This is a genomic window from Streptococcus oralis SK304, assembly GCF_000287715.1.
GTDB lineage: Bacteria > Bacillota > Bacilli > Lactobacillales > Streptococcaceae > Streptococcus > Streptococcus oralis_Y.
Genome location: NZ_ALJN01000016.1, coordinates 43,118 through 67,221 on the forward strand (window position 1 = coordinate 43,118; position 24,104 = coordinate 67,221).

The window sequence follows — 24,104 nt, forward strand, 5'->3', positions numbered from 1 at the left end:
TAGGAAATGATTCTCAGAATGTTTCTGTCATCACTTGTAATAAAGGAGGAGAGATGGTAAAATAGACAAGTGAAACTAAGACAGAAAAAAGCAAAAAACAAGCTACTTATACAATATGGAATCGGCATTTCTCTGGTACTGCTAGTCATGACGACTTCGTTCCTTTATCTGATATCACTCAGCATGAAACCCTATCAAGATGCTAGGGTTGAAGGAGAAAAACTGGCCAAGCAGTATGCAGAATTGGAGAAGGCAGATCAGGTTGATTTTTTTAATGGTTCGGAAGCTTATTACAGCCTTCTGGGGCATAATAAAAAGCAAGAGGCCATTGCCGTACTGATTGAAAAGAATGACCACAAGATTTACGTTTATCAGCTAGATAAGGGGATTTCTCAAGACAAGGCAGCGACGATTTCGAGGGAAAAAGGAGCTAGCGATATTGACAAAGTCACCTTTGGTCGCTATCAGGACAAGCCGATTTGGGAAGTTAAGTCAGGAAACCACTACTATCTGATAGATTTTGAAACTGGAGCAGTGATCCAATAAGGAGGGCATATGAAACTATCCAAGCGTGTACTAGAAATGGAAGAGAGTGTCACTCTAGCCAGTGATGCGAGAGCCAAAGCGTTAAAAGCTCAAGGAAAAGATGTTCTTTTCTTAACCTTGGGACAGCCAGATTTTCATACTCCTGAAAACATTCAGGATGCAGCGGTAGAAGCGATTCGTGATGGACGTGCTTCCTTCTATACAGTTGCTTCAGGTTTGCCAGACTTAAAGGCTGCGGTTAATACCTACTTTGAACGCTATTATGGCTATTCTGTAGCAGCCAATGAGGTTACCTTTGCCACTGGTGCCAAGTTTTCTCTCTACACCTTCTTTATGGCCGTGGTCAATCCAGGTGATGAGGTCATCATCCCTACACCATACTGGGTCAGTTATGGAGACCAAGTCAAGATGGCAGAAGGTGTGCCAGTCTTTGTCCAAGCCAAGGAAGACAATCACTTTAAGGTGACAGTCGAGCAGCTAGAAGCGGCCCGAACAGATAAGACCAAGGTCTTGGTTCTCAATTCGCCATCGAATCCGACCGGTATGATTTACACTCGTGAGGAATTGATGGCTATCGGAAATTGGGCAGTTGAACATGATGTCCTCATCCTAGCAGATGATATCTACGGACGTCTGGTCTATAACGGAAATGAATTTGTTCCAATCTCTAGTCTGTCAGAAGCCATTCGCAAGCAAACCATCGTGATTAACGGTGTATCTAAGGCCTATGCCATGACTGGTTGGCGGGTAGGTTATGCGGTGGGAAATCCTGAAATTATCGCTGCTATGAGCAAATTGACAGGACAAACAACTTCTAACTTGACTGCCGTATCACAATATGCTACCATTGAAGCCCTAACTGGACCTCAGGACTCTGTCGAAACCATGCGCCAAGCATTTGAGGAACGTTTGAATACCATTTATCCTCTCTTGTGCCAAGTGCCAGGATTTGAAGTTGTCAAGCCCCAAGGAGCCTTCTATCTTTTCCCAAATGTTAAAAAAGCGATGGAGATGAAGGGTTATACCGATGTGACAGAGTTTACAACGGCTATTCTCGAAGAAGTCGGTCTTGCCTTGATTACAGGAGCTGGATTTGGAGCACCAGAAAATGTTCGTCTCAGTTATGCAACTGACTTGGATACCTTGAAAGAAGCTATTCGCCGTTTGCATCAATTTATGGAAAACTAAAACTCAAAGTCTTCGCCTTTTTGGCGAAGATTTTTTGTAACGAAAATCTCGCGAATTTTCTCTAGTCGAACCTAGCTATCGCAGTCTATTTATGGTAAAATAGTGGGTAATGACGTCTTCGGACAAGTTAAACGAAAAAAGGAAGATAGATTATGACAAAACGTGTAACAATCATCGAAGTAAAAGACTACGTTGGTCAAGAAGTGACCATCGGATCCTGGGTTGCCAATAAATCAGGAAAAGGGAAAATTGCCTTCTTACAATTGCGTGACGGAACAGCCTTTTTCCAAGGAGTCGCCTTCAAACCAAACTTTATTGAAAAATTTGGTGAAGAGGTAGGTCTTGAAAAATTTGAAACGATCAAACACTTGAGCCAAGAAACGTCTGTTTATGTGACAGGAATTGTCAAAGAAGACGAACGTTCTAAGTTTGGTTATGAGCTCGATATCACAGATATCGAAGTCATCGGTGAATCTCAAGATTATCCAATCACACCAAAAGAACACGGAACAGACTTTTTGATGGACAACCGTCACTTGTGGCTTCGTTCTCGTAAGCAAGTGGCTGTTATGCAAATCCGTAACGCTATCATTTATGCAACTTATGAGTTCTTTGACAAGAACGGTTTTATGAAGTTTGATAGCCCAATTCTTTCAGGAAACGCAGCAGAAGATTCTACAGAACTTTTTGAAACAGATTACTTCGGAACGCCAGCCTACTTGAGTCAATCAGGTCAGCTTTACCTAGAAGCGGGAGCTATGGCTCTTGGTCGTGTCTTTGACTTTGGTCCAGTATTCCGTGCTGAAAAATCAAAAACACGCCGTCACTTGACAGAGTTCTGGATGATGGATGCTGAGTACTCCTACTTGACACATGATGAGTCACTTGACTTGCAAGAAGCTTATGTAAAAGCTTTGCTCCAAGGTGTATTGGACCGTGCTCCCCAAGCCTTGGAAACATTGGAGCGTGATACAGAACTTTTGAAACGCTACATTGCTGAGCCATTTAAACGTATCACTTACGATCAAGCCATTGACCTCTTGCAAGAGCATGAAAACGATGAAGATGCTGACTACGAGCATTTGGAGCATGGAGATGACTTCGGTTCACCACATGAAACCTGGATTTCAAACCACTTTGGTGTGCCAACATTTGTCATGAACTACCCAGCAGCTATCAAGGCCTTCTACATGAAACCAGTTCCTGGAAATCCAGAACGCGTGCTTTGTGCAGACTTGCTGGCACCGGAAGGCTATGGAGAAATCATCGGTGGTTCTATGCGTGAGGAAGATTACGATGCCCTTGTCGCTAAGATGGAAGAACTTGGAATGGACCGTACAGAGTATGAATTCTACCTTGACCTTCGTAAATACGGTACTGTTCCACACGGTGGATTTGGGATTGGTATCGAGCGTATGGTAACTTTCGCAGCAGGAACTAAACACATCCGTGAAGCTATTCCATTCCCACGTATGTTGCACCGTATCAAACCATAAAATAAATCAAAACGCCCTAGGGGCGTTTTTTCAAAGTAGAAGAAAGAAGAGGTGGAGAACATGTAAAGCACAGTTTAACAAGTGATAAACACAAAGATACAAATACACTTGTTAAAGGAGAAACTATGTTTAAACGAAATTACCGGAAGAATATCGGTCTCATGGCTGGTGTGGAATTTTTTGCCTTTCTGGGCATTACCAGCTTTTGGATTCTATTTCTCAGTCAAAACGGGATGTCGCTTTGGCAGATTGGCTTATTGGAAAGTATTTTTCATGCCACCAGTGTCATCTGTGAAATTCCCTCTGGAATGTTAGCTGACCGCTATTCCTATAAAACCAATCTATATTTAAGTCGAATAGCTGGAATCGCGTCGTCTATTCTCATGTTACTAGGACAAGGTAATTTTTGGATTTACGCACTCGCTATGGTGGTGAGTGCCTTGTCTTATAATTTTGATTCGGGGACGAGTGCAGCTATGGTTTATGATTCGGCCGTGGAGGCTGGATTAAAAGAGCGCTACTTGTCTATCTCCAGTTTTACGTCAGGAGTAGCAGAAGGAACTCGGTCTTTGGGGACTGTTTTAGCGGGATTTTTTGTCCATGGTCAATTGCACTTGACCTACTATATCATGATTGTTACTTCGATAATCGTTCTTTTCCTAACTTGGATGCTAAAAGAGCCTAGTGTTAAAGCACAAAAATCTGAGCGTCTGACAATGAAAAAAATAATCTGGACTGTCAAAGAGGAGTTGCGGAGAAACCCCAGTCTTTTTAGTTGGATGATTCTTTCCCAAATCATCGGGACACTGATGTGCATGTTTTATTTTTACTATCAAAATCAACTGCCTGACTTAGAAGGGTGGCAGATTTCGATAGTCATGCTGATCGGCAGTGTTTTGAATATCTGTGCAGTTTATCTAGCAAGTAAGATTGGAAAGAGGTATTCAGCCTTAAAACTCTTTCCAATTCTTGTACTCTTGACGGGAGGAACTTATTTGCTTTCCTATTTTGGTACGCCACTGATTTACATTTTGATTTATTGGCTCAGTAACGCCTTATATGCTCTCTTTCAGCCGATTTTTGATAATGATTTACAAAAGCGACTCCCAAGCGAGGTACGGGCAACCATGCTAAGTGTCTACTCTATGATGTTCAGCCTAAGTATGATCATCATTTTTCCTCTGACGGGATGGTTGATTGACTATCTAGGATTTGTAGTAGCCTTCCTTTGCTTAGGGCTCGTTTTAGTGCTAGCCAGCTTTTTGCTATTTTTCATTTTGAAAGAGATGGCCAGAGCTTTGGAGCTCAAAGAGGACGTTATTTCTAAGTAATAAAGTTATTTTTTCACTTTTATCTTTTTTACTTGCTATCTATCAGTTTTTCTAGTATAATGGTTTATTGTGAGCAAACCTCACTTACCCCTTGCAAAGACTGGGGGTCATTAGACCAAAAGGAGGAACATATCAATGGCTAAATACGAAATTCTTTATATCATTCGTCCAAACATTGAAGAAGAAGCGAAAAACGCTTTGGTAGCACGTTTTGACTCTATCTTGACTGACAACGGTGCAACTGTTGTTGAATCAAAATCATGGGAAAAACGTCGTCTTGCATACGAAATCCAAGATTTCCGCGAAGGACTTTACCACATCGTTAACGTTGAAGCTAACGACGACGCAGCTCTTAAAGAGTTTGACCGTCTTTCAAAAATCAACGCTGACATTCTTCGTCACATGATCGTCAAACTTGACGCGTAAGAAGGTAAATTATGATTAACAATGTTGTACTTGTAGGGCGTATGACACGTGACGCTGAGTTGCGTTATACCCCATCAAATGTAGCAGTTGCGACTTTTACTCTTGCAGTAAACCGTACATTCAAGAGTCAAAATGGCGAACGTGAGGCTGATTTCATCAATGTCGTTATGTGGCGCCAACAGGCTGAAAATCTTGCTAACTGGGCTAAAAAAGGCTCTCTTATCGGGATCACTGGTCGTATCCAGACTCGTAGTTACGATAACCAGCAAGGACAACGTGTCTACGTAACAGAAGTCGTGGCGGATAATTTCCAAATGTTGGAAAGCCGCGGAGTGCGTGAAGGACATTCAGGTGGAGCTTATTCTGCACCAACTGCTGGTCAATCAGCACCTGCAAACCCAGTACCAGACTTTTCACGTTCTGAAAATCCATTTGGAGCAACAAATCCATTGGACATTTCAGATGATGATTTACCATTCTAATGGACAATTAATACTATAAAGGAGAAAAAACATGGCTCAACAACGTCGTGGCGGATTCAAACGCCGTAAAAAAGTTGATTACATCGCAGCAAACAAAATTGAATATGTTGATTACAAAGATACTGAGCTTCTTAGCCGTTTCGTTTCAGAACGTGGGAAAATCCTTCCTCGTCGTGTAACAGGAACTTCAGCTAAAAACCAACGTAAAGTAACAACAGCTATCAAACGCGCTCGCGTAATGGCTTTGATGCCTTTCGTAAACGAAGATTAAAAAAAGGGGTCCGGGTGGACCTCTTTTTCATGAGCTTGAAAACTAGAAAGCGAATTAAGACCCCAACGGGTCTTTTTTTCACGAGCTTTGAAACGAGGGAGCGAGTTGGGTCCAGTGGACCTCTTTTTCATGAGCTCGGAAACAAGAAAGCGAATTAAGACCCTTACGGGTCTTTTTTTACGAGCATGGAAATGAGAGAGCGAAAAAAACCGGCACTGCACTCCGTACTGGGACAAGAGAAAACTCCTCTTATGCGACCAGTTTTCTGTACTCTACAGGAGACTGGTCATTTAATTTCTGTTGAATTCTAGTTTCATTATAAATAGGATGTAATTTTTGACAATATCTGTTATACTATCTTTGGTTAAGTTTCTCCACTTATGGAGATAGAAGGTTTCAGACTTGAGAACAAAATGGAATCATTCGATATAGGCATTAGCTGCTGGCGTTCCTTTACGGGACATGGAGCGGGTGATGCCTTTTTCAGTACAAGCCTGATAGTATGCTTTGGAGGTGTAGACAGACCCCCTGATCACTGTGTAAGAGTGTCCTTTGAGGTAATTCGAGTTGATGAAGCGTGTCAAGCACAAAATCCGTATCCTGGCAATCTGAGATGGTATAAGCCACAATTTCACGATTATAGAGTTCCATGATAGAGGATAGATAGAGCCTACAGTTGCCAAAGTAGAGGTAGGAGATATCCGTTACCAGCTTCTCCATAGGCTTGTCTGCCTGAAAATCACGATCCAACTTATTGTTTGTTACATGGTAAGGCTTTCCTAATTCAGTCCCCTTCTTGGGCCGTACACGGCAGAGACAGCCTTTTTCCTTCATGATACGATAGATTTTCTTGCGATTTACGACGAGGTTATAAACTTTCTTGAGCAAGCGAGTGATGATTCGATAGCCGTAAATAAAGTGATTTTCCATACAGAGTTTTTCGATTTTATCTGCTATTTCGTCTCTTTTTTGAGAATTCTTACGCTCCTGTTTCCAGCGATAAAAGGTTGAGCGTTTGACGCTGAAATACTCTAAAATAAGAGATACAGGGTAGGTTTTCTGATACTCTTCCACTAGCTTGATAAGACTTACTTTGTCGATTCTCTTACCAAGATCAGATACTTTTTTAGTAATTCTACCTGCAAACGTAACTGTTCGACTTCAGATAACTGTTTCATCCCTTTACCGTAAGTATATTGTTTCCCCACAGGTTGGTAGAAACGGTACAATTCATCATTCTGATACCATCTCCACCAAGTCTTCACCTGACTGACATTTTTAATACCGAGGGTATCCATGATAACCTTATTTGATTTACCTATCTTCTTCATTTCGATACAGGCTAACTTAGTTTCTACTGAATAGGCTTTTTTGACCATAACAAAACACTCCTGTTTCTAGTTTACCAGATTTCAACAGGAGTGTTTTTCTTGTGTCTCATTTTACGGGGGTAGTGCCGATTTTCTAGTAAAATAGAATTGAACGAACTAGTTACGAAAGGAAATCTTATGAGCTACCATCATTTTACCATAGATGAGCGTGAGAGTATTCTCATTTACCGTATGCAAGGCCTAAATTTTTCTCAAATTGCTAAGTTGCTTCATCGTCATCCGTCTAGTATTAGTTGCGAGTGGAAACGACATACAAAATCAGGAAGTTATTCTCCCAATCAAGCACAGGAATCTTACCATATTGCTAAATCACACTGTGGGCGGAAACGGATGCTTGAAATAGACCACAATTTGAGTAATACCATCAAACATCTATTTCTCGATTATCAATGGCATCCTTAAGAAATAGAAGGTCGGTTACGATTAGAGTATGGAAAAGCTGTTATTAGTTATCAAACAATCTATAGAGCCATCTATCGCGGTCACTTTGACAACAGGCTTTCACATGGTGCTCGTGGTGTCCTTCGCAAGCTCCGCCATCGTGGGAAAACACGTCATACAAAAGGTTATGTCGAAAAAGAGGGCGAATTTCTATTTCTCATACCATTCACGAAAAACCCGAAGAAGCAAACAAGCGAGCTAGGGTCGGTGATTGGGAAGTAGATACGGTTACAGGTAAAACTGGAAAAGCTTGCTTAGTGACTCTAACGGATCGCTATTCTCGTTTTCTAAAAATTCAGAAGGTAGCTGTCAAGAAAAGCAAACTTGTCATAGAGGCTATGGTACAAATGTTGGAGCCCTTACCGGAAGAAACCGTCACTCCAGATAGAGGAAAAGAATTCACGAATCATCAAGACTTGGCTGACAAATTAAAGGTATAGGCCTATTTTCCTGACCCTCATGCACCTTGGCAACTAGTGACTAATGAGAATACGAATGGGCTACTAAGAGAATATTTTCCAAAAGGAAGTGATTTAACATTCGTTGATGAGCACACCATTCAGCTGTGGGAGAACAAACTTAATAATAGGCCACGCAAATGTCTTAACTGGAAAACTCCTTATGAAGTCTTCTATGAAGAAAATGTGCACTTAATTTGATAATTCAAGGTAGAAAAATCCAAATTATTTGTATAATAAAATAGTTTCAGAAGTTGAAATAAATGAATGAATCCAGAAAATATCGGTTTGATATAGCAAATAACACGAACAATAAAACTAAATAAGAACATTACATACGCAAATATTACATTTTTGTGACAATTCAGATTTTTATGAAAATTTTTGATTATTTGCGTTATAATGGGTATACTTTAAAGAAAAAGGAGATTATTTATGGATAGACGACAACGTTTTTCATTACGGAAATACAAATTTGGTCTTGCTTCAGTTTTGCTGGGGACTGCTTTGGTTTTTGGAGCAAGTCAAGTTAATGCCAATGAGCAGAGTACAGGTGAAAATCAAGCTCAAACTCAGGAAATCAAGACAGGGCTAAAAGACGATAAACACTCAAGCTCTTCAACTGACCAAACCAATACTAATGTGATAGCTCCAGTAGCTGGAGAGAAACAGGAAGTTGAAACTTCTAAAGAGGATGCTAGTAAACAAGATGCTAGGGTAGAAGCCCCAGTTGATAAAACTGTCGAATCTCAAGAATCAGGAAAAGATAGCGCAGTTGCAAAAGAAGAAAATCAAGGTGTCGTCCAAAAAGAAACAACAGTCGCTACCAGTCCAGCGCCTGCCACTGAGAAGGCTTCTAACATAGAGAACAAAGAGGCTCAAGCAACGACAGTTCTTAAAACTACTGGACAAACAGCAACTACTGAAAAAGAACAAGAAAAAGCTGAGTCTGCAAAACCCAATAGTCTTTCAAGCAATGATATCATCACAGTGCCGAAAACTTGGAAGGCTGGTTACAAGGGAACAGGGACCGTTGTTGCCATTATTGACTCTGGACTTGATTTGAATCATGAGGTTCTTCGAATTTCGGATCCATCAAAAGCAAAATTTAAAAACAAGGAAGCCATCGAAGCAGCTAAAAAGGCTGCTGGAATCGACTACGGTAAATGGTATAGTGATAAGGTTGTCTATGCCTATGATTACTTTGACGGAACGGATAAAATCAAAGAAGCAGAAAGAACTTCTCATGGGATGCACGTAACAGGGATTGCTGCTGGAAACCCTGATAAAGAAGCACCAAATGGTGAAAAGGTCTATGGTGTGGCGCCAGAAGCTCAAGTTATGTTTATGCGTGTCTTTTCAGACCGCCAAAAAACGACCAGTTCTGCCCTTTATGTAAAGGCGATTGATGACGCAGTTGCCTTGGGAGCAGATGCCATTAATATGAGTTTGGGATCTAGCACAGGTTCTATGGTGGATGCTGGTTCCGATATCGTGGATGCCATCAAACGGGCTCGTGCCAAGGGAGTTTCTGTTCTTATCTCAGCAGGAAATAGCAATACATTCGGAAATGGTTATTCAAAACCGCTAGCCGAAAACCCAGACTATGGCTTGGTTGGAAATCCATCCACTGTTGAAGACTCAATTTCAGTTGCTTCTGTCAACAACAAAACATTGACAACAGCGGTTTTTGAAGTCAAAGGTCTAGAGGGAAATGCCGGCCTTCATAACGGAAAATTTGATTATAATCAACCTGAGTCAGATAAGGATTTTGAAAAGGGAAAAGAGTACGAATACGTCGAAGCAGGGTTAGGTCGTGAAGAAGACTTTGCGAAGTTGGATTTAACTGGGAAACTTGCCCTCATTCAGCGTGGAGCCATGAACTTTTCAGAGAAGATCAAAAATGCACGAAAACACGGTGCAGTTGGTGCTTTGATCTACAATAATGTAGAAGGCGCAAACATCAATATGTCTATTGATGATGAAGCAAAGAAAATTCCTTCTGTATTTATTTCTAAACAGTATGGTGAAGCCTTAAAATCAGGAAAATATAAGATTGTTTTTAATGACAAGATGGATAATCGCCCTTCTGATGTAGCCAATCAGTTATCTGACTTTTCAAGTTGGGGAGTGACTACTGATGGACAATTGAAACCAGACGTGACAGCTCCTGGCGGCAATATCTACTCATCCTTTAATGACAATACCTACGGTAGTATCAGCGGAACCAGTATGGCGGCTCCTCACGTTACGGGTGTTGCAGTTCTGGTTAAGGAATACCTTCAAAAACACCATCCAGAATTGACTCCTGAGCAAGTATCAGAGACTGTCAAGGCCTTGATCATGTCAACTGCAAAACCACATGTTAATAAGGATACAGGCACTTATACCTCTCCTCGTCAGCAGGGTTCTGGTATTGTGGATACAGCTGCTGCAGTGTCAACAGATCTCTATGTAACGGGTGAAAATGGTTATCCAAGTGTGACTTTAGGAAATGTGGGAGATCAATTTACTTTTAAGGTCACTGTACACAATATTTCAGATACTGACCGTACTCTCAAGATGGTAGTGAATACCAATACAGACGAAGTCCAGGATGGAAAATTCCCCCTTCGACCTCGAAAACTAACGGAGACAGTCTGGCCTGAAGTGACGGTCAAAGCCCACAGCAGTCAAACAGTCACTGTTAAAGTGGATGTTCGAAAATTTGCTGCTGAACTCAGCAAACAAATGCCAAATGGCTATTTCCTTGAAGGTTTTGTTCGATTTGTAGATCCAGCAGATGATGGGGATATTGTGAGTCTTGCATTTATGGGCTTCCGTGGAGAGTTCCAAAATCTCCCCGCTGTCGAAAAACCAATTTACAATCTTGTCCGAGAAGGAAAAAATGGATTTTACACAGAAGTAGACAAGGAAAATCCTGCAGTTAACTACTCTAATGATGCGACCTATCTAGCAACCTTGCAAAATGACCTTCTTGTTTCTCAAGGCCAACGCCAAGGACGCAGAATTACCGTTCTTGGAATCGAACAAAATGCTGAAGGTAAGCATGTTCTTCAGTTGGACGAAAAAGGGAATGTCCGTATTGCTATTTCTCCAAACGATGATGGAAACAAAGACCTAGTTGAATACAAAACGGTTGCTTTGAGAAATCTTGTAAATCTTCGGGCTACAGTTTATGCGGCTACGGATACCAAACATGAACATCCTATTTGGGAGGGCGATGCAAAGGATCTCCGTAAGAATTATTTTGATGGAGACAGTAGAAATCTGAAGAGTTATATTCTAGATAATACTGCTTGGAGAGGTCAGGATTTTAATGGCAATACCGTAGCGGATGGTTTATATGACTATGTTATCAGTTATACACCAGACGTTCCAGGTGCCAAAGAACAATACACGACCTTTAAAATTCAAATTGATACTCAAAAACCTGTCATCACGAGCGGTTATATTCGCTTTAAAGATGGAAATCAAGAATTCGTAGCTCGCAAACCAAAAGATGTTGGTCAAGGTGGTATTCTTTCAGAAAAAGTTTTCTATATCACACCATTTGACAAGAAAGGGACCATGGTTCTAACTGGAAAGGACCAGTCTGGAACGCGTGCGCTTGAGAACACCCATCTGATTAAGGCCAATGCTGACGGTAGTTATACACTTCCTAAGGATGTTGACAAGGCTAATATTTACTATCTTGTAGAGGACTATGCAGGAAATGTAGACTATATCTCACTTGCTGAACTTGTGCGCGATCAAAATAGTGGTCGAGTGAAAATTGCCTTGAAGGATGCAAAAACAAACCAGGATATTGATACCCTCTACGTCTATCGAATCAAAAATAGCAAGGGGCAATATGTTGATGTTGACAAGACAAAAGCGATTCATTTCTTACAATTTGGTCATTATACAGCAGAAATTTTCAGTTATGACCGAACAGAATTGAAATTTATCAGTGCCTTGTCCCAAGAGTTTGACCTGACGGAAGAAAATAGTTTCCAAACCATTACCTTCCTAGCAAAACTCCTAGAGTATGCACCAGTATCTGTTTCCTTCAATCAAGCAGTTCCAAAGACAACTACAGTAGTTCTGAAAGGAGAAGATGGGACAAGTATCACTCTTCCTGCTGAAAAATACGGTCAATACGCCTTCGGTAAGAAAGTTGCTATAGGTCGTTATACTGTAGAGATCGGCTTACCGACTGGATATGAACTCCTTGAAAATCTCGTTTCCTTGCTCGTTCATCCAGGTCGAAATAATGCTTTGCGCCTATCTGTTGTGTCTAAGTTGGCCTTGATTGCTGCGGTAAATCAACAAAAAGAACTGGTAGAAACGTCTCGTTACTTTAATAGTAGTGCAGATAAGAGAAAAGCTTATGACCAAGCTTTCCAAGTGGCGAGGTCAGCCTTGTCAAGTAAGTTGAAGCAAGAATTGATTGATGGAGTTCTCGCTAGTCTTGAAGCTGCTGGTAAGGCTTTGGATGGAAAAGATTCGAACGTGGCAGCCTTGAAAGAAGCCATGAAAGCTTACTATGCAACGACTAAAACTGGACGATATGCTAATTCCAAGGAAAAAGTACGTCGAGCTTATGATCGTGCCTTCCAAGAAATCGCCTTACTTGCTGTGGATCCTAAAGTCAAACAGGATCAAATTGACCAATCTCTCATTGCCCTTGCAACAGCTAAAAGTAAACTGAATGGCAAAGCTACTGACTTCTCTAGTCTGAAGAAACTGGTCAAGGATGAACGTCTTTTCCAAGAAAAGAATGCGAGATTTATCTATGCAGACAAGAAAGAAAAAGCAGCTTATCTTTTAGCCTTTAAAGAAGCTCAGGAACTCCTTAATGATCCAGGAGCGAGCCAAGAAGATGTCAAAGATGCCATTACAGTCTTGAAACAAGCCAAGAGAAATCTGCATGGCAAAAAACCAAAAGCAAGAAGACATCCTTAAACAGGAGTTTCTGAAGCTTTACTGATAAATGAGTCTGAAACTTTGTTTTCAGACTCATTTTTGGTTTACACTAGCTAGGAAATCTGCTATAATACTAGCTAGGAAAGAAAGTCTTATGGCGTTCTTCAAGCGAGCTTGGGATAGTGGGAGCCAAGTAGGACAAGGTAAGAAACTGGCGCTTTCTGTCGTATTTTAAAAAACAATGAAGTAATAAATTAGGGTGGAACCGCGTTTCTGACGCCCCTAGGTCACAGACTTAGGAGTAAAGACACGGTTCTTTTTGTATCCAAAGTCACAAGAATTTATAAAAAGGAGTAAATAATGTCTAAAAAATTGACTTTCCAGGAAATCATCCTTACTTTGCAACAATTTTGGAATGACCAAGGTTGTATGCTTATGCAGGCTTATGATAATGAAAAAGGTGCGGGAACAATGAGTCCTTACACTTTCCTTCGTGCTATCGGTCCTGAGCCATGGAATGCGGCTTATGTGGAGCCATCACGCCGTCCTGCTGACGGTCGTTATGGAGAAAATCCTAACCGTCTTTACCAACACCACCAATTCCAGGTGGTTATGAAGCCATCTCCATCAAATATTCAGGAACTTTACCTTGAGTCTTTGGAAAAATTGGGAATCAATCCTTTGGAACACGATATTCGTTTCGTTGAGGATAACTGGGAAAATCCATCGACTGGTTCAGCTGGTCTTGGATGGGAAGTTTGGCTTGATGGGATGGAAATCACTCAGTTCACTTATTTCCAACAAGTTGGTGGATTGGCAACTGGCCCTGTGACTGCGGAAGTTACCTATGGTTTGGAACGTTTGGCTTCTTACATTCAAGAAGTGGACTCTGTCTATGATATCGAGTGGGCCGATGGCGTAAAATATGGAGAAATCTTCATCCAGCCTGAGTACGAGCACTCAAAATATTCATTTGAAATTTCGGATCAAGAAATGTTGCTTGAAAACTTTGATAAGTTTGAAAAGGAAGCTGGTCGTGCCTTGGAAGAGGGCTTGGTTCATCCTGCCTATGACTATGTTCTCAAATGTTCACACACTTTTAACCTGCTTGACGCGCGTGGTGCCGTATCTGTAACCGAGCGTGCGGGCTATATCGCTCGTATCCGTAACTTGGCCCGTGTCGTAGCTAAAACCTTTGTTGCGGAACGCAAACGCCTAGGCTACCCACTTTTGGATGAGGCGACACGAGCTAAACTCTTAGCAGAAGACGCAGAATAAAGAGAGTGACAAATTACGAAAATGGGCGAACGGAGTGAGCCCTGATCCAGTTGCCGCAGTGATGAAGGTATCCTTAGTGAAGCTAAGGATACTAGGCAAAATTGGAGACTTTCGACTCCAATTTTAGCAATGAAACAACGAAGTTGGTTGCTTGCGTACCAATCACATAAGGCAAACTGGAAAATAAAAAGATACCTTTCGGAGAAAAAACATGACAAAAAACTTATTAGTAGAACTCGGTCTTCAAGAGTTACCAGCCTACGTAGTAACTCCAAGTGAAAAACAACTAGGTGAAAAAATGGCAGCCTTCCTCAAGGAAAACCGCCTGTCTTTTGAAGCCATTCAAACCTTCTCAACACCACGCCGTTTGGCTGTTCGTGTGACTGGTCTTGCAGACAAACAGTCTGATTTGACAGAAGATTTCAAGGGACCAGCAAAGAAAATTGCCTTGGATAGTGATGGAAACTTCACCAAAGCAGCTCAAGGATTTGTCCGTGGAAAAGGCTTGACAGTTGAAGATATTGAATTCCGTGAAATCAAGGGTGAAGAATATGTCTATGTTACCAAGGAAGAAGTGGGCCAACCAGTTGAATCCATTGTTCCATGTGTAGTAGACGTCTTGAAGTCACTAACTTTCCCTGTCAGCATGCACTGGGCTAACAACACTTTTGAATATATCCGCCCTGTACACACTTTGACAGTTCTCTTGGACGAGCAAGAGTTTGATTTGGATTTCCTTGATATCAAGGGCGGTCGTGTGAGTCGCGGCCATCGTTTCTTGGGACAAGAAACTAAGATTCAGTCAGCATTGAGCTATGAAGAAGACCTTCGTAAACAATTTGTAATTGCGGATCCTCGTGAACGTGAGCAAATGATTGTTGATCAAATCAAAGCAATCGAAGCTGAACAAGGCGTACGCATCGAAATTGATGCTGACTTACTGAACGAAGTCTTGAACTTGGTTGAATACCCAACTGCCTTTATGGGAAGTTTTGATGCCAAATACCTTGAAGTTCCAGAAGAAGTCTTGGTGACTTCGATGAAGGAGCACCAACGTTACTTCGTTGTTCGTGATCAAGACGGTAAACTCTTACCAAACTTCATTTCAGTCCGTAACGGAAATGCAGAGTATTTGGAAAATGTCATCAAGGGTAATGAAAAAGTCTTGGTTGCCCGCTTGGAAGACGGTGAATTCTTCTGGCGTGAAGACCAAAAATTGGTCATTTCTGACCTTGTTGAAAAATTGAACCATGTGACATTCCATGAAAAGATTGGTTCCCTTCGTGAACACATGATTCGTACAGGTCAGATTGCCGTCCTTTTGGCGGAAAAAGCTGGTTTATCAGTGGATGAAACGATTGATCTTGCCCGCGCAGCATCCATTTACAAGTTTGACTTGTTGACAGGGATGGTTGGTGAGTTTGATGAACTCCAAGGAATTATGGGTGAGAAATATGCTCTTCTTGCTGGGGAAACTCCAGCAGTTGCGGCCGCTATTCGTGAACACTACATGCCTACATCAGCGGACGGAGCTCTCCCAGAGAGCAAGATTGGAGCCATTCTAGCCATTGCAGACAAATTGGATACGATTTTGAGTTTCTTCTCAGTAGGCTTGATTCCATCAGGTTCTAATGACCCTTATGCCCTTCGTCGTGCAACTCAGGGTGTAGTTCGTATCTTGGATGCTTTTGGTTGGCACATTGCTATGGATGAGTTGATTGATAGCCTTTATGCTTTGAAATTTGATAGCTTGACTTATGAAAATAAAGCGGAGGTCATGGACTTTATCAAGGCTCGTGTTGATAAGATGATGGGTTCAACTCCAAAAGACATTAAGGAAGCAGTCCTTGCAAGTTCGAACTTTGTCGTGGCGGATATGTTGGAAGCAGCAAGTGCTCTTGTAGAAGCAAGCAAGGAAGAAAACTTCAAACCGTCTGTCGAATCTCTCTCTCGTGCTTTTAATTTGGCTGAGAAAGCGGAAGGATCTGAAACAGTTGATTTTGCTCTTTTTGAAAATGAAGAAGAGAAAGCCTTGGCGGAAGCAGTAGAGTCACTCGTTTTATCAGGGACTGCAAGTCAGCAATTAGAACAACTCTTTGCGCTTAGCCCAATTATTGATGCTTTCTTTGAGAATACTATGGTAATGACCGATGATCAAGATATTCGTCAAAATCGATTGGCCATCTTGTCGCAATTAACCAAGAAAGCAGCTAAGCTTGCACGCTTTAACCAAATCAATACCAAGTAGACTCTCTATTAAACAAACTGTATCTTTTTACAAAGGAGATAAACATGGATTCAAAAAAAATCGCTCGTATCAACGAGCTCGCTAAAAAGAAAAAAACAGAAGGCTTAACTTCTGCTGAAAAAGTGGAACAAGCTAAACTTCGTGAGGAATACATTGAAGGCTATCGTCGTGCTGTTCGTCACCATATTGAAGGAATTAAAATTGTGGACGAGGAAGGAAATGACGTAACGCCAGAAAAACTACGCCAAGTGCAACGTGAAAAAGGTTTACATGGTCGTAGTTTGGATGATCCTAACTCATAAAATGAAAGGGGTTTGTAGATGATTTACAATCCCCTTTTCTGTTGCAATAAAAAAAGGAGCCATTTGGCTCCTTTTGTGTTTCTTAGTTACTTGCGCCAGAAGTAGCGTCTGCGCCACCACCGTGGCCTCCAGCGTCACCTGAATCAGAAGCACCAGAAGTAGCATCAGCATCCCCATGACCTCCAGCGGCAGGAGCAAATGGTCCGCTACCACCTACCAAACGTTGACCAGTCTCTTTTAGGTACCAGTCAAGCCATGGTTGGAAGTTAAAGACGATTTCATTGATTCCAGCGTATGATCCATCAGGATAGTACATCGCTTGGTAGTTGTGGGTGTTGATGACACCTGCAGGAGAACCTGGAACGATTGTACGGACGTATTCTTGGTTTCCGTTACGAAGTGTTCCGATAACCCACTCTACATTCTTCATACGTGCTGGTGGAAGAGATCCATGAACAGTCGACATACGGTTACCTGATTGAGGGGGTACACGTTTGGCAAACATGGTGTCTGGATCTTGGTGAGCGTTATTGTAGTAGAGGAATTGGTTGTTATCGTCAGCGTATGTCAATTCAAATGGCATAGCTTTCAAGAACATATCAATTTGGTTAACTGTCAGGATACCGTGGTCCAGTTTGACATAGGTATCACCAGAAACAGCTCCAGTGATTGCAGCAACTTTTTCTACCCATTCTGGATCGTCAGGATCAACTTCTGTGATGGTTGTAGCGATTGGTTTTCCACAATCCAAGTCTTCTGGTTCGATTGGTTTTGGTTTTTTCAATTTCGAAACGACTCCTACGTATTTTACAAAGTTATCTAAGCAAGTTTCAAGGAATTTAACAGTGCCTTCGTTGGTGATATTTCCGTCGTTATCAAAAGCTTCCTTAGCTTTACCAAGAAGGAATTCGTTACCTGGAAGCGTGTAGGCATTAACACCTGGAGCGTCAAGGATTTTACGAAGGTGAACTTGGGCACGTGATGTTCCTTGGTCGTAGTATGATGCACCTACAATCATAACAGGCTTGTTTTCAAATGGATGAACTTCGTATGAAAGCCATTCAAGTACAGATTTGAGTGAAGCTGAGATAGTGTGGTTGTGCTCAGGAGTGGCGATAATGACACCATCAGCACGTGTAATCTTGTTATACAAGAAGCGCAATTGGAAACTTTCGTCCCATTTTTCGTCTTGGTTAAACATTGGAACTTCGTCGATTTCAAGAACTTCTAATTCAAATTTGAATTTGAAATTGCGACGGATAAATTCCAAGAGTTTGCGGTTATATGATTGATCGTAGTTTGATCCAACAAGTCCAACAAATTTCATTCTTTCGGTCTCCTATCTTACAAATTTTCCCAGTCGAATTCTTCAGCATCTTTGCGAAGCAATTCTTGTGCATTGCGCAATTTCTCAGTAATCTTCACAAAGATACGGAAGTCATCAAAGATGGCATCCAATTTCTTGATGACATCAAGGTCAACCAAGTCGCCACTTGGGTTAAATGCTTGAAGAGAGTGAGAAAGCAAGAATTCATCTGGTAGAACATTTGCCTTAATTTCAGGAGCGTTCAAGATTTGACGAAGCTGCAATTGGGCACGAGATGAACCAAGTGTACCATAGGAAGCACCAGTGATCATGATTGGTTTGTTCAAAAGTGGGTAGATACCGTAAGATAGCCAAGCAAGAGCGCTCATCAAAACCGCAGGGATAGAGTGGTCGTACTCAGGAGTACCGATAATCACACCGTCAGATGCTTCAATTTTAGCTGCAATCTCAAGAATTTCAGCTGGAAGTTGCTTATCTGCTGGTTTGTTGAAAACAGAGATGTCCTTGATTTCAACGAGTTCGATTTCAGCCTTATCGGCGAAGTGTTTTTTCATGTATTGGAGCAATTGGCGGTTTGTAGAACGTTTAGAGTTCGTTCCAACAATGGCAATAAGTTTTAGCATGAGATTTCCTTTCTCTTTTTACATAATACAATTTTGAAGGCCTGAAGAACAAGCAAGGCGTCCCTCTTTGTCGATGAGGATGGCTTCAATCCCATCTATACTTTCGACTTGCCAGAGGATAGAAGCGCTTCGTTCTCCGAATAGGCGGGTTGTCCAAATCTCACCATCAACGGATTTATCTGAGATAATCGTTAGGCTAGCAAGATTGGTTTCGACAGGGAATCCTGTCTCACTATCAAAGATATGGTGATAGTCTTTTCCATCTACTGTCAGGTGGCGTTCGTAGATACCTGAAGTGACAACGGATTTGTTAGAAGCAGGGATAGTTAGGAGATGACTGCCACGAGGATTTCGCGGATCTTGAATACCAATCTGCCAGGTTTTCCCTTCTTTGGCTTGGTTATTCCCGATGGTGAGGATATTTCCTCCGAGATTGATCAGGGCAGAGGTGACACCGTGTTCTTTTAAATACTGGGCAACCTTATCTGCACTGTAACCTTTAGCTAAGCAACCCAAATCAAGCTTCATTCCTTTCTTCTCTAAAAAGACAGTAGAGCTAGTCGGATCCAACTTGATAAAATGCGGATTAACTAGAGGTAAGACAGCTTCGATTTCGTTTAACTCTGGAAGTCGTGCATCTGCAAAGCCGATTCGCCAGGTTTGAATCAAGGGACCGATACTGATATTTAGATGGCTAGAGGGAGCTAGGCTGTGCTCTAGTCCAAGAGCAATCAGTTCAAACAGGTCAGGATGAACCTTAACAGGTGTGATTCCAGCCTGGTAGTTGATTTCCATCAGTTCGGATTCTTGACTATTGGCGTTGAAGCGGTATTCGAGCTCTTTGAGCAAGTCAAAAGCGCCCTGAAGCAGGATTTCTGCCCGCTCATCTACTAATGAAATCGTGATAGTTGTTCCCATTAGCCGTTCAGAACGTGAATGAAGAGGCAAGCTACCAGCTCCTTTCTTTTCATAGGAAATCATTCAATATAAGTTGGTTAAAGAAAAAGTAAACCCCTTACATTTTATTTCCATGTAACTAGCATACCATAAAGTCAGCGTTTTCACAAATGTATTTTGACAAAAAGTCAAGAAATATGCTCAAAATTAGAATGAAAACGATAGAAAAATAAGGTTTGTTAATATTAAGTGTATTTTTTTCTGAAAAAAAGAGAATTCTGAGCAAATGTCTTGTAAACGCTAACAGTAAATGATATACTAGAAAAGTAAATCAAAAATTAAAGGTAGGAATTTTTCTATGAGTAAAATCGTTGTAGTTGGTGCTAACCACGCTGGTACAGCTTGTATTAATACGATGTTGGATAACTTTGGTCATGAGAACGAAATCGTAGTATTTGACCAAAACTCAAATATTTCATTCCTTGGTTGTGGAATGGCGCTTTGGATCGGAGAACAAATTGATGGCCCAGAAGGTCTCTTCTACTCTGATAAAGAAAAATTGGAAGCAAAAGGTGCTAAAATTTACATGAACTCACCAGTTCTTTCAATTGACTACGATAACAAAGTTGTGACTGCTGAAGTTGAAGGTAAAGAACACAAAGAGTCTTATGATAAATTAATCTTTGCAACTGGTTCAACTCCAATCTTGCCTCCAATCGAAGGTGTTGAAATCGTTAAGGGTAACCGAGAATTCAAAGCAACACTTGAAAATGTTCAATTTGTTAAGTTGTACCAAAATGCAGAAGAAGTCATCGAAAAACTTGCTGACAAGAGCAAACACCTTGAGCGCATTGCCGTTGTTGGTGGTGGTTACATCGGTGTTGAGCTGGCTGAAGCTTTCGAACGTCTTGGAAAAGAAGTGGTGCTTGTTGATATCGTAGACACTGTTTTGAACGGCTACTATGACAAAGACTTTACCCAAATGATGGCGAAAAACTTGGAAGACCATAACATCCGCTTGGCACTTGGTCAAACAGTTAAAGCCATCCAAGGTGATGGTAAAGTTGAACGCTTGGTAACAGACAAAGAAACATTTGATGTGGATATGGTGGTTCTTGCTGTTGGTTTCCGTCCAAACACAGCTCTTGCAGATGGTAAGATTGAACTTTTCCGCAACGGTGCCTTCCTTGTAGACAAGAAACAAGAAACATCTATCCCAGGTGTATATGCTGTTGGTGACTGTGCGACTGTTTATGACAATGCTCGTAAAGATACAAGCTACATCGCTCTTGCATCTAATGCTGTACGTACTGGTATCGTTGGTGCTTATAACGCTTGTGGACATGAATTGGAAGGAATCGGTGTGCAAGGATCAAACGGTATTTCAATCTATGGTCTTCACATGGTTTCAACTGGTCTGACTCTTGAAAAAGCAAAAGCAGCAGGTTACAATGCAACTGAAACTGGCTTTAACGATCTTCAAAAACCAGAATTTATGAAGCATGACAACCACGAGGTTGCCATCAAGATTGTCTTTGACAAAGACAGTCGCGAAATCCTTGGTGCACAAATGGTTTCACATGATGCTGCTATCAGTATGGGAATCCACATGTTCTCACTTGCTATCCAAGAGCATGTAACGATTGATAAATTGGCATTGACAGACCTATTCTTCTTGCCACATTTCAACAAACCATACAACTACATTACAATGGCTGCACTTACAGCTGAAAAATAACAATAGCTGAGCTATCTGGCCTTAAATTAAGGTCAGATAGTTTTTTATGTTACTGTACCCAGACAATTATTGTTTTTCTATCTTGTACTTCATTCTAATCTGGCTTAAAATGAAATGGTAGCTACCAATACAAATGATGAGGATAAAGAAATGACTGAAAATCGTTATGAACTAAATAAAAACTTGGCACAGATGCTCAAAGGTGGGGTTATCATGGACGTTCAGAACCCTGAACAGGCTCGTATCGCAGAGGCTGCTGGTGCGGCAGCTGTTATGGCCTTGGAGCGAATTCCAGCTGATATTCGTGCGGCTGGTGGGGTTTCCCGTATGAGCGATCCAAAGATGATTAAGGAAATCCAAGAAGCGGTGAGCATTCCAGTGATGGCCAAGGTTAGAATTGGACACTTTGTAGAAGCTCAGATTTTAGAGGCTATTGAGATCGACTATATCGATGAGAGTGAAGTGCTGTCTCCAGCTGACGACCGTTTCCATGTGGATAAGAAGGAATTCCAAGTTCCTTTTGTCTGTGGGGCTAAGGACTTGGGAGAAGCCTTACGTCGTATCGCTGAAGGAGCATCCATGATTCGTACCAAAGGAGAACCAGGGACAGGAGATATTGTTCAAGCTGTTCGCCATATGCGTATGATGAATCAGGAAATTCGCCGTATTCAAAACCTACGTGAAGATGAACTTTATGTGGCTGCCAAGGACTTGCAAGTCCCTGTAGAATTGGTCCAATACGTCCATGAACATGGAAAATTACCAGTTGTCAACTTTGCAGCCGGAGGTGTGGCAACACCTGCAGATGCTGCGCTGATGATGCAATTGGGGGCAGAAGGTGTATTTGTCGGTTCAGGTATTTTCAAATCAGGCGACCCTGTTAAACGAGCAAGTGCTATTGTCAAAGCCGTAACCAACTACCAAAATCCTCAAATTCTGGCTCAAATCTCTGAAGACCTAGGAGAAGCTATGGTTGGTATCAATGAGAATGAAATCCAAATTCTTATGGCAGAGCGAGGAAAATAGATGAAAATCGGAATATTAGCCTTGCAAGGTGCCTTTGCAGAACATGCAAAAGTGCTAGAAAAGTTAGGTGTTGTTAGTGTCGAAATCAGAAATTTAGATGATTTTCAACAACATCAGAGTGACTTGGCGGGTTTGATATTACCTGGCGGTGAGTCTACAACCATGGGCAAACTCTTGCGTGACCAACAGATGTTGATTCCCATCCGAGAAGCTATTTTATCTGGCCTTCCAGTTTTTGGTACTTGCGCGGGCTTGATTTTGCTAGCTAAGGAAATCACTTCCCAGGAAGAGAGTCATCTTGGAACTATGGATATTGTGGTTGAGCGTAATGCTTATGGACGCCAACTAGGAAGTTTCTATACGGAGGCAGAATGTAAGGGAGTTGGTCAGATTCCCATGACCTTTATTCGCGGTCCGATTATCAGTAGTCTTGGAGAGGGTGTGGAAATCCTAGCAACTGTAGATGACCAAATCGTTGCTGCGCAAGAACAGAATATGCTGGTAACCTCTTTTCATCCGGAATTGACTGATAATGTGCGCTTGCACCAGTATTTTATCAATATGTGTAAAGAAAAAAGTTGAGAAAAGATTCTCAACTTTTTTACATGTAATAAACAATAGCGATGTATTGGAGTGCAGACGCGGCTAGGATAAAGAGATGCCAGATCATGTGGAAATAAGGTTTTTTCTTAGCATAAAATCCAGCTCCAACTGTGTAACATAGTCCGCCTGTTACCATGAGGCTCCAAAAGATTGGCGTTGTTTGACTGATAATGGCAGGAATGATTGCCAGAACCAACCAGCCCATAATCAGGTAAAGTGCAAGGCTGAATTTCTCATTGACCTTTTTAGCAAAGATTTTATAGAGGATGCCGAAAATGGTCGTTCCCCATTGAATGGCAATGATCAGATAGCCAAACCAGTTATTCATCAAAGTCAATACGACCGGCGTATAAGAGCCTGCGATAGCCACATAAATCATAGAATGGTCGATGATTCGCAAGACGTATTTGTGGGTCGAACCATAGGCCATAGAGTGGTAAATGGTTGACGAGAGGAACATGAGAAATAGACTGATAACAAAGATAGAAACGCCAAAAGACGATAAAAATCCATGTGCTTCATAACTATAGGTGGATGAAATAGGAAGTAGGATGAGCATGATAACGGCACCTACAGCATGGGTCACGCTATTAGCAATTTCCTCTCCAAAACTGAGTTTTTTACTGAGCTTTAGGCTGGTGTTCATTGGATTTCCTCCTCTTCTTTGATAAGGATTAAGTCTAGAGTTTGATGATAAAGTTTAACCGTTTGACAGCTAGTTTGGATAATAGGATTTTCTGGATCAATTCCATGGTTCATATAGTCCACAAAAGCATCGTAGAGCTGGTCTGAACTTGCTTGAGTTTGTAGACTATTAAGCGTCTGAGCGATTTCTTGGATTGAAAAGACAGACTTGAGAGTAGTAATGGCAATCAAACGAGCAATCTGTTTGCGTTGGTATTTCTTCTTGTCAGGCTTTGTCAGGTAACCATGTTTGACATAGTTATTGACCATAGATGCTGTTAACCCCTTGTCCTTATCTGGAGAGACAGGGGCACAAACTTGATTGACATAAAGTAAAACCTGATCCAGATAGAGGTCAATGTTTGGAATGTCTTCCCATTTTGGGTAGGAAAAGATAGAATTCATTTCCAACTCCTTTTTATCTAGTTTCAATAACTAGA

19 protein-coding genes and 2 pseudogenes are annotated in these 24,104 nt (G+C 41.4%); 15 read left to right on the top strand and 6 right to left on the bottom strand.

Features of this window, described 5'->3' with window-relative positions; translation table 11 throughout:
• The first annotated feature begins 69 nt into the window (after positions 1-69).
• From HMPREF1125_RS0102290 to rpsR, 7 genes are all read left to right on the top strand, one after another.
• Positions 70-546 (top strand): DUF5590 domain-containing protein, encoded by a 477-nt coding sequence (locus tag HMPREF1125_RS0102290; protein ID WP_025172344.1) that lies wholly within the window; start codon positions 70-72, stop codon positions 544-546.
• A 9-nt stretch (positions 547-555) separates the two neighbouring features.
• The gene (locus HMPREF1125_RS07130; RefSeq protein WP_000777442.1) at positions 556-1,734 is read left to right on the top strand and encodes a pyridoxal phosphate-dependent aminotransferase; all 1,179 of its coding nucleotides are present in this window, start codon (positions 556-558) and stop codon (positions 1,732-1,734) included.
• 152 nt (positions 1,735-1,886) lie between these two features.
• On the top strand, positions 1,887-3,230 hold the full coding sequence (gene asnS / locus HMPREF1125_RS07135; RefSeq protein WP_000167172.1) for an asparagine--tRNA ligase: 1,344 nt from the start codon (positions 1,887-1,889) through the stop codon (positions 3,228-3,230).
• 125 nt (positions 3,231-3,355) lie between these two features.
• Positions 3,356-4,561 (top strand): MFS transporter, encoded by a 1,206-nt coding sequence (locus tag HMPREF1125_RS07140; RefSeq protein WP_000476805.1) that lies wholly within the window; start codon positions 3,356-3,358, stop codon positions 4,559-4,561.
• 135 nt (positions 4,562-4,696) lie between these two features.
• Positions 4,697-4,987 carry a 30S ribosomal protein S6 gene (gene rpsF, locus HMPREF1125_RS07145; protein ID WP_001151782.1) on the top strand — a complete coding sequence of 97 codons (291 nt, stop codon included), beginning with the start codon at positions 4,697-4,699 and terminating at the stop codon, positions 4,985-4,987.
• Between the two features lie 11 nt (positions 4,988-4,998).
• Complete coding sequence (gene ssbA, locus HMPREF1125_RS07150) at positions 4,999-5,469, top strand: single-stranded DNA-binding protein SsbA (RefSeq protein WP_000609592.1); 471 nt, start codon at positions 4,999-5,001, stop codon at positions 5,467-5,469.
• A 31-nt stretch (positions 5,470-5,500) separates the two neighbouring features.
• Positions 5,501-5,740 carry a 30S ribosomal protein S18 gene (gene rpsR / locus HMPREF1125_RS07155; protein ID WP_000068664.1) on the top strand — a complete coding sequence of 80 codons (240 nt, stop codon included), beginning with the start codon at positions 5,501-5,503 and terminating at the stop codon, positions 5,738-5,740.
• Positions 5,741-5,989: 249 nt separating this feature from the next.
• Here rpsR and HMPREF1125_RS07160 read toward each other — a convergent pair.
• Positions 5,990-7,119: pseudogene (locus HMPREF1125_RS07160) on the bottom strand (IS3 family transposase).
• A gap of 129 nt (positions 7,120-7,248) precedes the next feature.
• Here HMPREF1125_RS07160 and HMPREF1125_RS07170 point away from each other — a divergent pair.
• From HMPREF1125_RS07170 to HMPREF1125_RS07190, 5 genes and pseudogenes are all read left to right on the top strand, one after another.
• Positions 7,249-8,231, top strand: a pseudogene (locus HMPREF1125_RS07170) (IS30 family transposase).
• A gap of 234 nt (positions 8,232-8,465) precedes the next feature.
• Positions 8,466-12,977: a S8 family serine peptidase gene (locus HMPREF1125_RS07175; protein ID WP_000375927.1), complete on the top strand. Its 4,512-nt coding sequence runs from the start codon at positions 8,466-8,468 to the stop codon at positions 12,975-12,977.
• A 321-nt stretch (positions 12,978-13,298) separates the two neighbouring features.
• Positions 13,299-14,216 (top strand): glycine--tRNA ligase subunit alpha, encoded by a 918-nt coding sequence (gene glyQ, locus HMPREF1125_RS07180; RefSeq protein ID WP_000038733.1) that lies wholly within the window; start codon positions 13,299-13,301, stop codon positions 14,214-14,216.
• 211 nt (positions 14,217-14,427) lie between these two features.
• The gene (glyS, locus tag HMPREF1125_RS07185; protein WP_000164803.1) at positions 14,428-16,464 is read left to right on the top strand and encodes a glycine--tRNA ligase subunit beta; all 2,037 of its coding nucleotides are present in this window, start codon (positions 14,428-14,430) and stop codon (positions 16,462-16,464) included.
• A gap of 44 nt (positions 16,465-16,508) precedes the next feature.
• Positions 16,509-16,766 (top strand): DUF896 family protein, encoded by a 258-nt coding sequence (locus HMPREF1125_RS07190; RefSeq protein WP_000377481.1) that lies wholly within the window; start codon positions 16,509-16,511, stop codon positions 16,764-16,766.
• Between the two features lie 82 nt (positions 16,767-16,848).
• Here HMPREF1125_RS07190 and HMPREF1125_RS07195 read toward each other — a convergent pair whose 3' ends face one another.
• The 3 genes from HMPREF1125_RS07195 to HMPREF1125_RS07205 are packed head-to-tail and all read right to left on the bottom strand — an operon-like array spanning position 16,849 to position 19,664.
• On the bottom strand, positions 16,849-18,093 hold the full coding sequence (locus HMPREF1125_RS07195; protein ID WP_000673665.1) for an NAD(P)H-dependent oxidoreductase: 1,245 nt from the start codon (positions 18,091-18,093) through the stop codon (positions 16,849-16,851).
• A 17-nt stretch (positions 18,094-18,110) separates the two neighbouring features.
• Complete coding sequence (locus HMPREF1125_RS07200; protein WP_000915922.1) at positions 18,111-18,716, bottom strand: NADPH-dependent FMN reductase; 606 nt, start codon at positions 18,714-18,716, stop codon at positions 18,111-18,113.
• Positions 18,717-18,734: 18 nt separating this feature from the next.
• The gene (locus tag HMPREF1125_RS07205; RefSeq protein WP_025172345.1) at positions 18,735-19,664 is read right to left on the bottom strand and encodes an FAD:protein FMN transferase; all 930 of its coding nucleotides are present in this window, start codon (positions 19,662-19,664) and stop codon (positions 18,735-18,737) included.
• 307 nt (positions 19,665-19,971) lie between these two features.
• On the opposite strand from HMPREF1125_RS07205, the gene nox reads away from it, so the two are divergent.
• From nox to pdxT, 3 genes are all read left to right on the top strand, one after another.
• Positions 19,972-21,351, top strand: coding sequence for a H2O-forming NADH oxidase (gene nox, locus HMPREF1125_RS07210; RefSeq protein ID WP_000036760.1), 1,380 nt, complete (start codon positions 19,972-19,974; stop codon positions 21,349-21,351).
• Positions 21,352-21,501: 150 nt separating this feature from the next.
• Complete coding sequence (pdxS, locus tag HMPREF1125_RS07215) at positions 21,502-22,377, top strand: pyridoxal 5'-phosphate synthase lyase subunit PdxS (protein ID WP_000138520.1); 876 nt, start codon at positions 21,502-21,504, stop codon at positions 22,375-22,377.
• Complete coding sequence (gene pdxT / locus HMPREF1125_RS07220; protein WP_000689956.1) at positions 22,378-22,959, top strand: pyridoxal 5'-phosphate synthase glutaminase subunit PdxT; 582 nt, start codon at positions 22,378-22,380, stop codon at positions 22,957-22,959.
• A gap of 19 nt (positions 22,960-22,978) precedes the next feature.
• Here pdxT and trhA read toward each other — a convergent pair whose 3' ends face one another.
• Both trhA and HMPREF1125_RS07230 read right to left on the bottom strand, forming a co-directional pair.
• Complete coding sequence (gene trhA / locus HMPREF1125_RS07225; RefSeq protein WP_001097972.1) at positions 22,979-23,626, bottom strand: PAQR family membrane homeostasis protein TrhA; 648 nt, start codon at positions 23,624-23,626, stop codon at positions 22,979-22,981.
• A complete protein-coding gene (locus HMPREF1125_RS07230) occupies positions 23,623-24,069 on the bottom strand; it encodes a DUF1836 domain-containing protein (RefSeq protein ID WP_001084371.1) in 447 nt (148 codons plus the stop codon). Before HMPREF1125_RS07230 ends, trhA begins: the two co-directional genes overlap by 4 nt.
• Between the last annotated feature and the right edge of the window lie 35 nt (positions 24,070-24,104).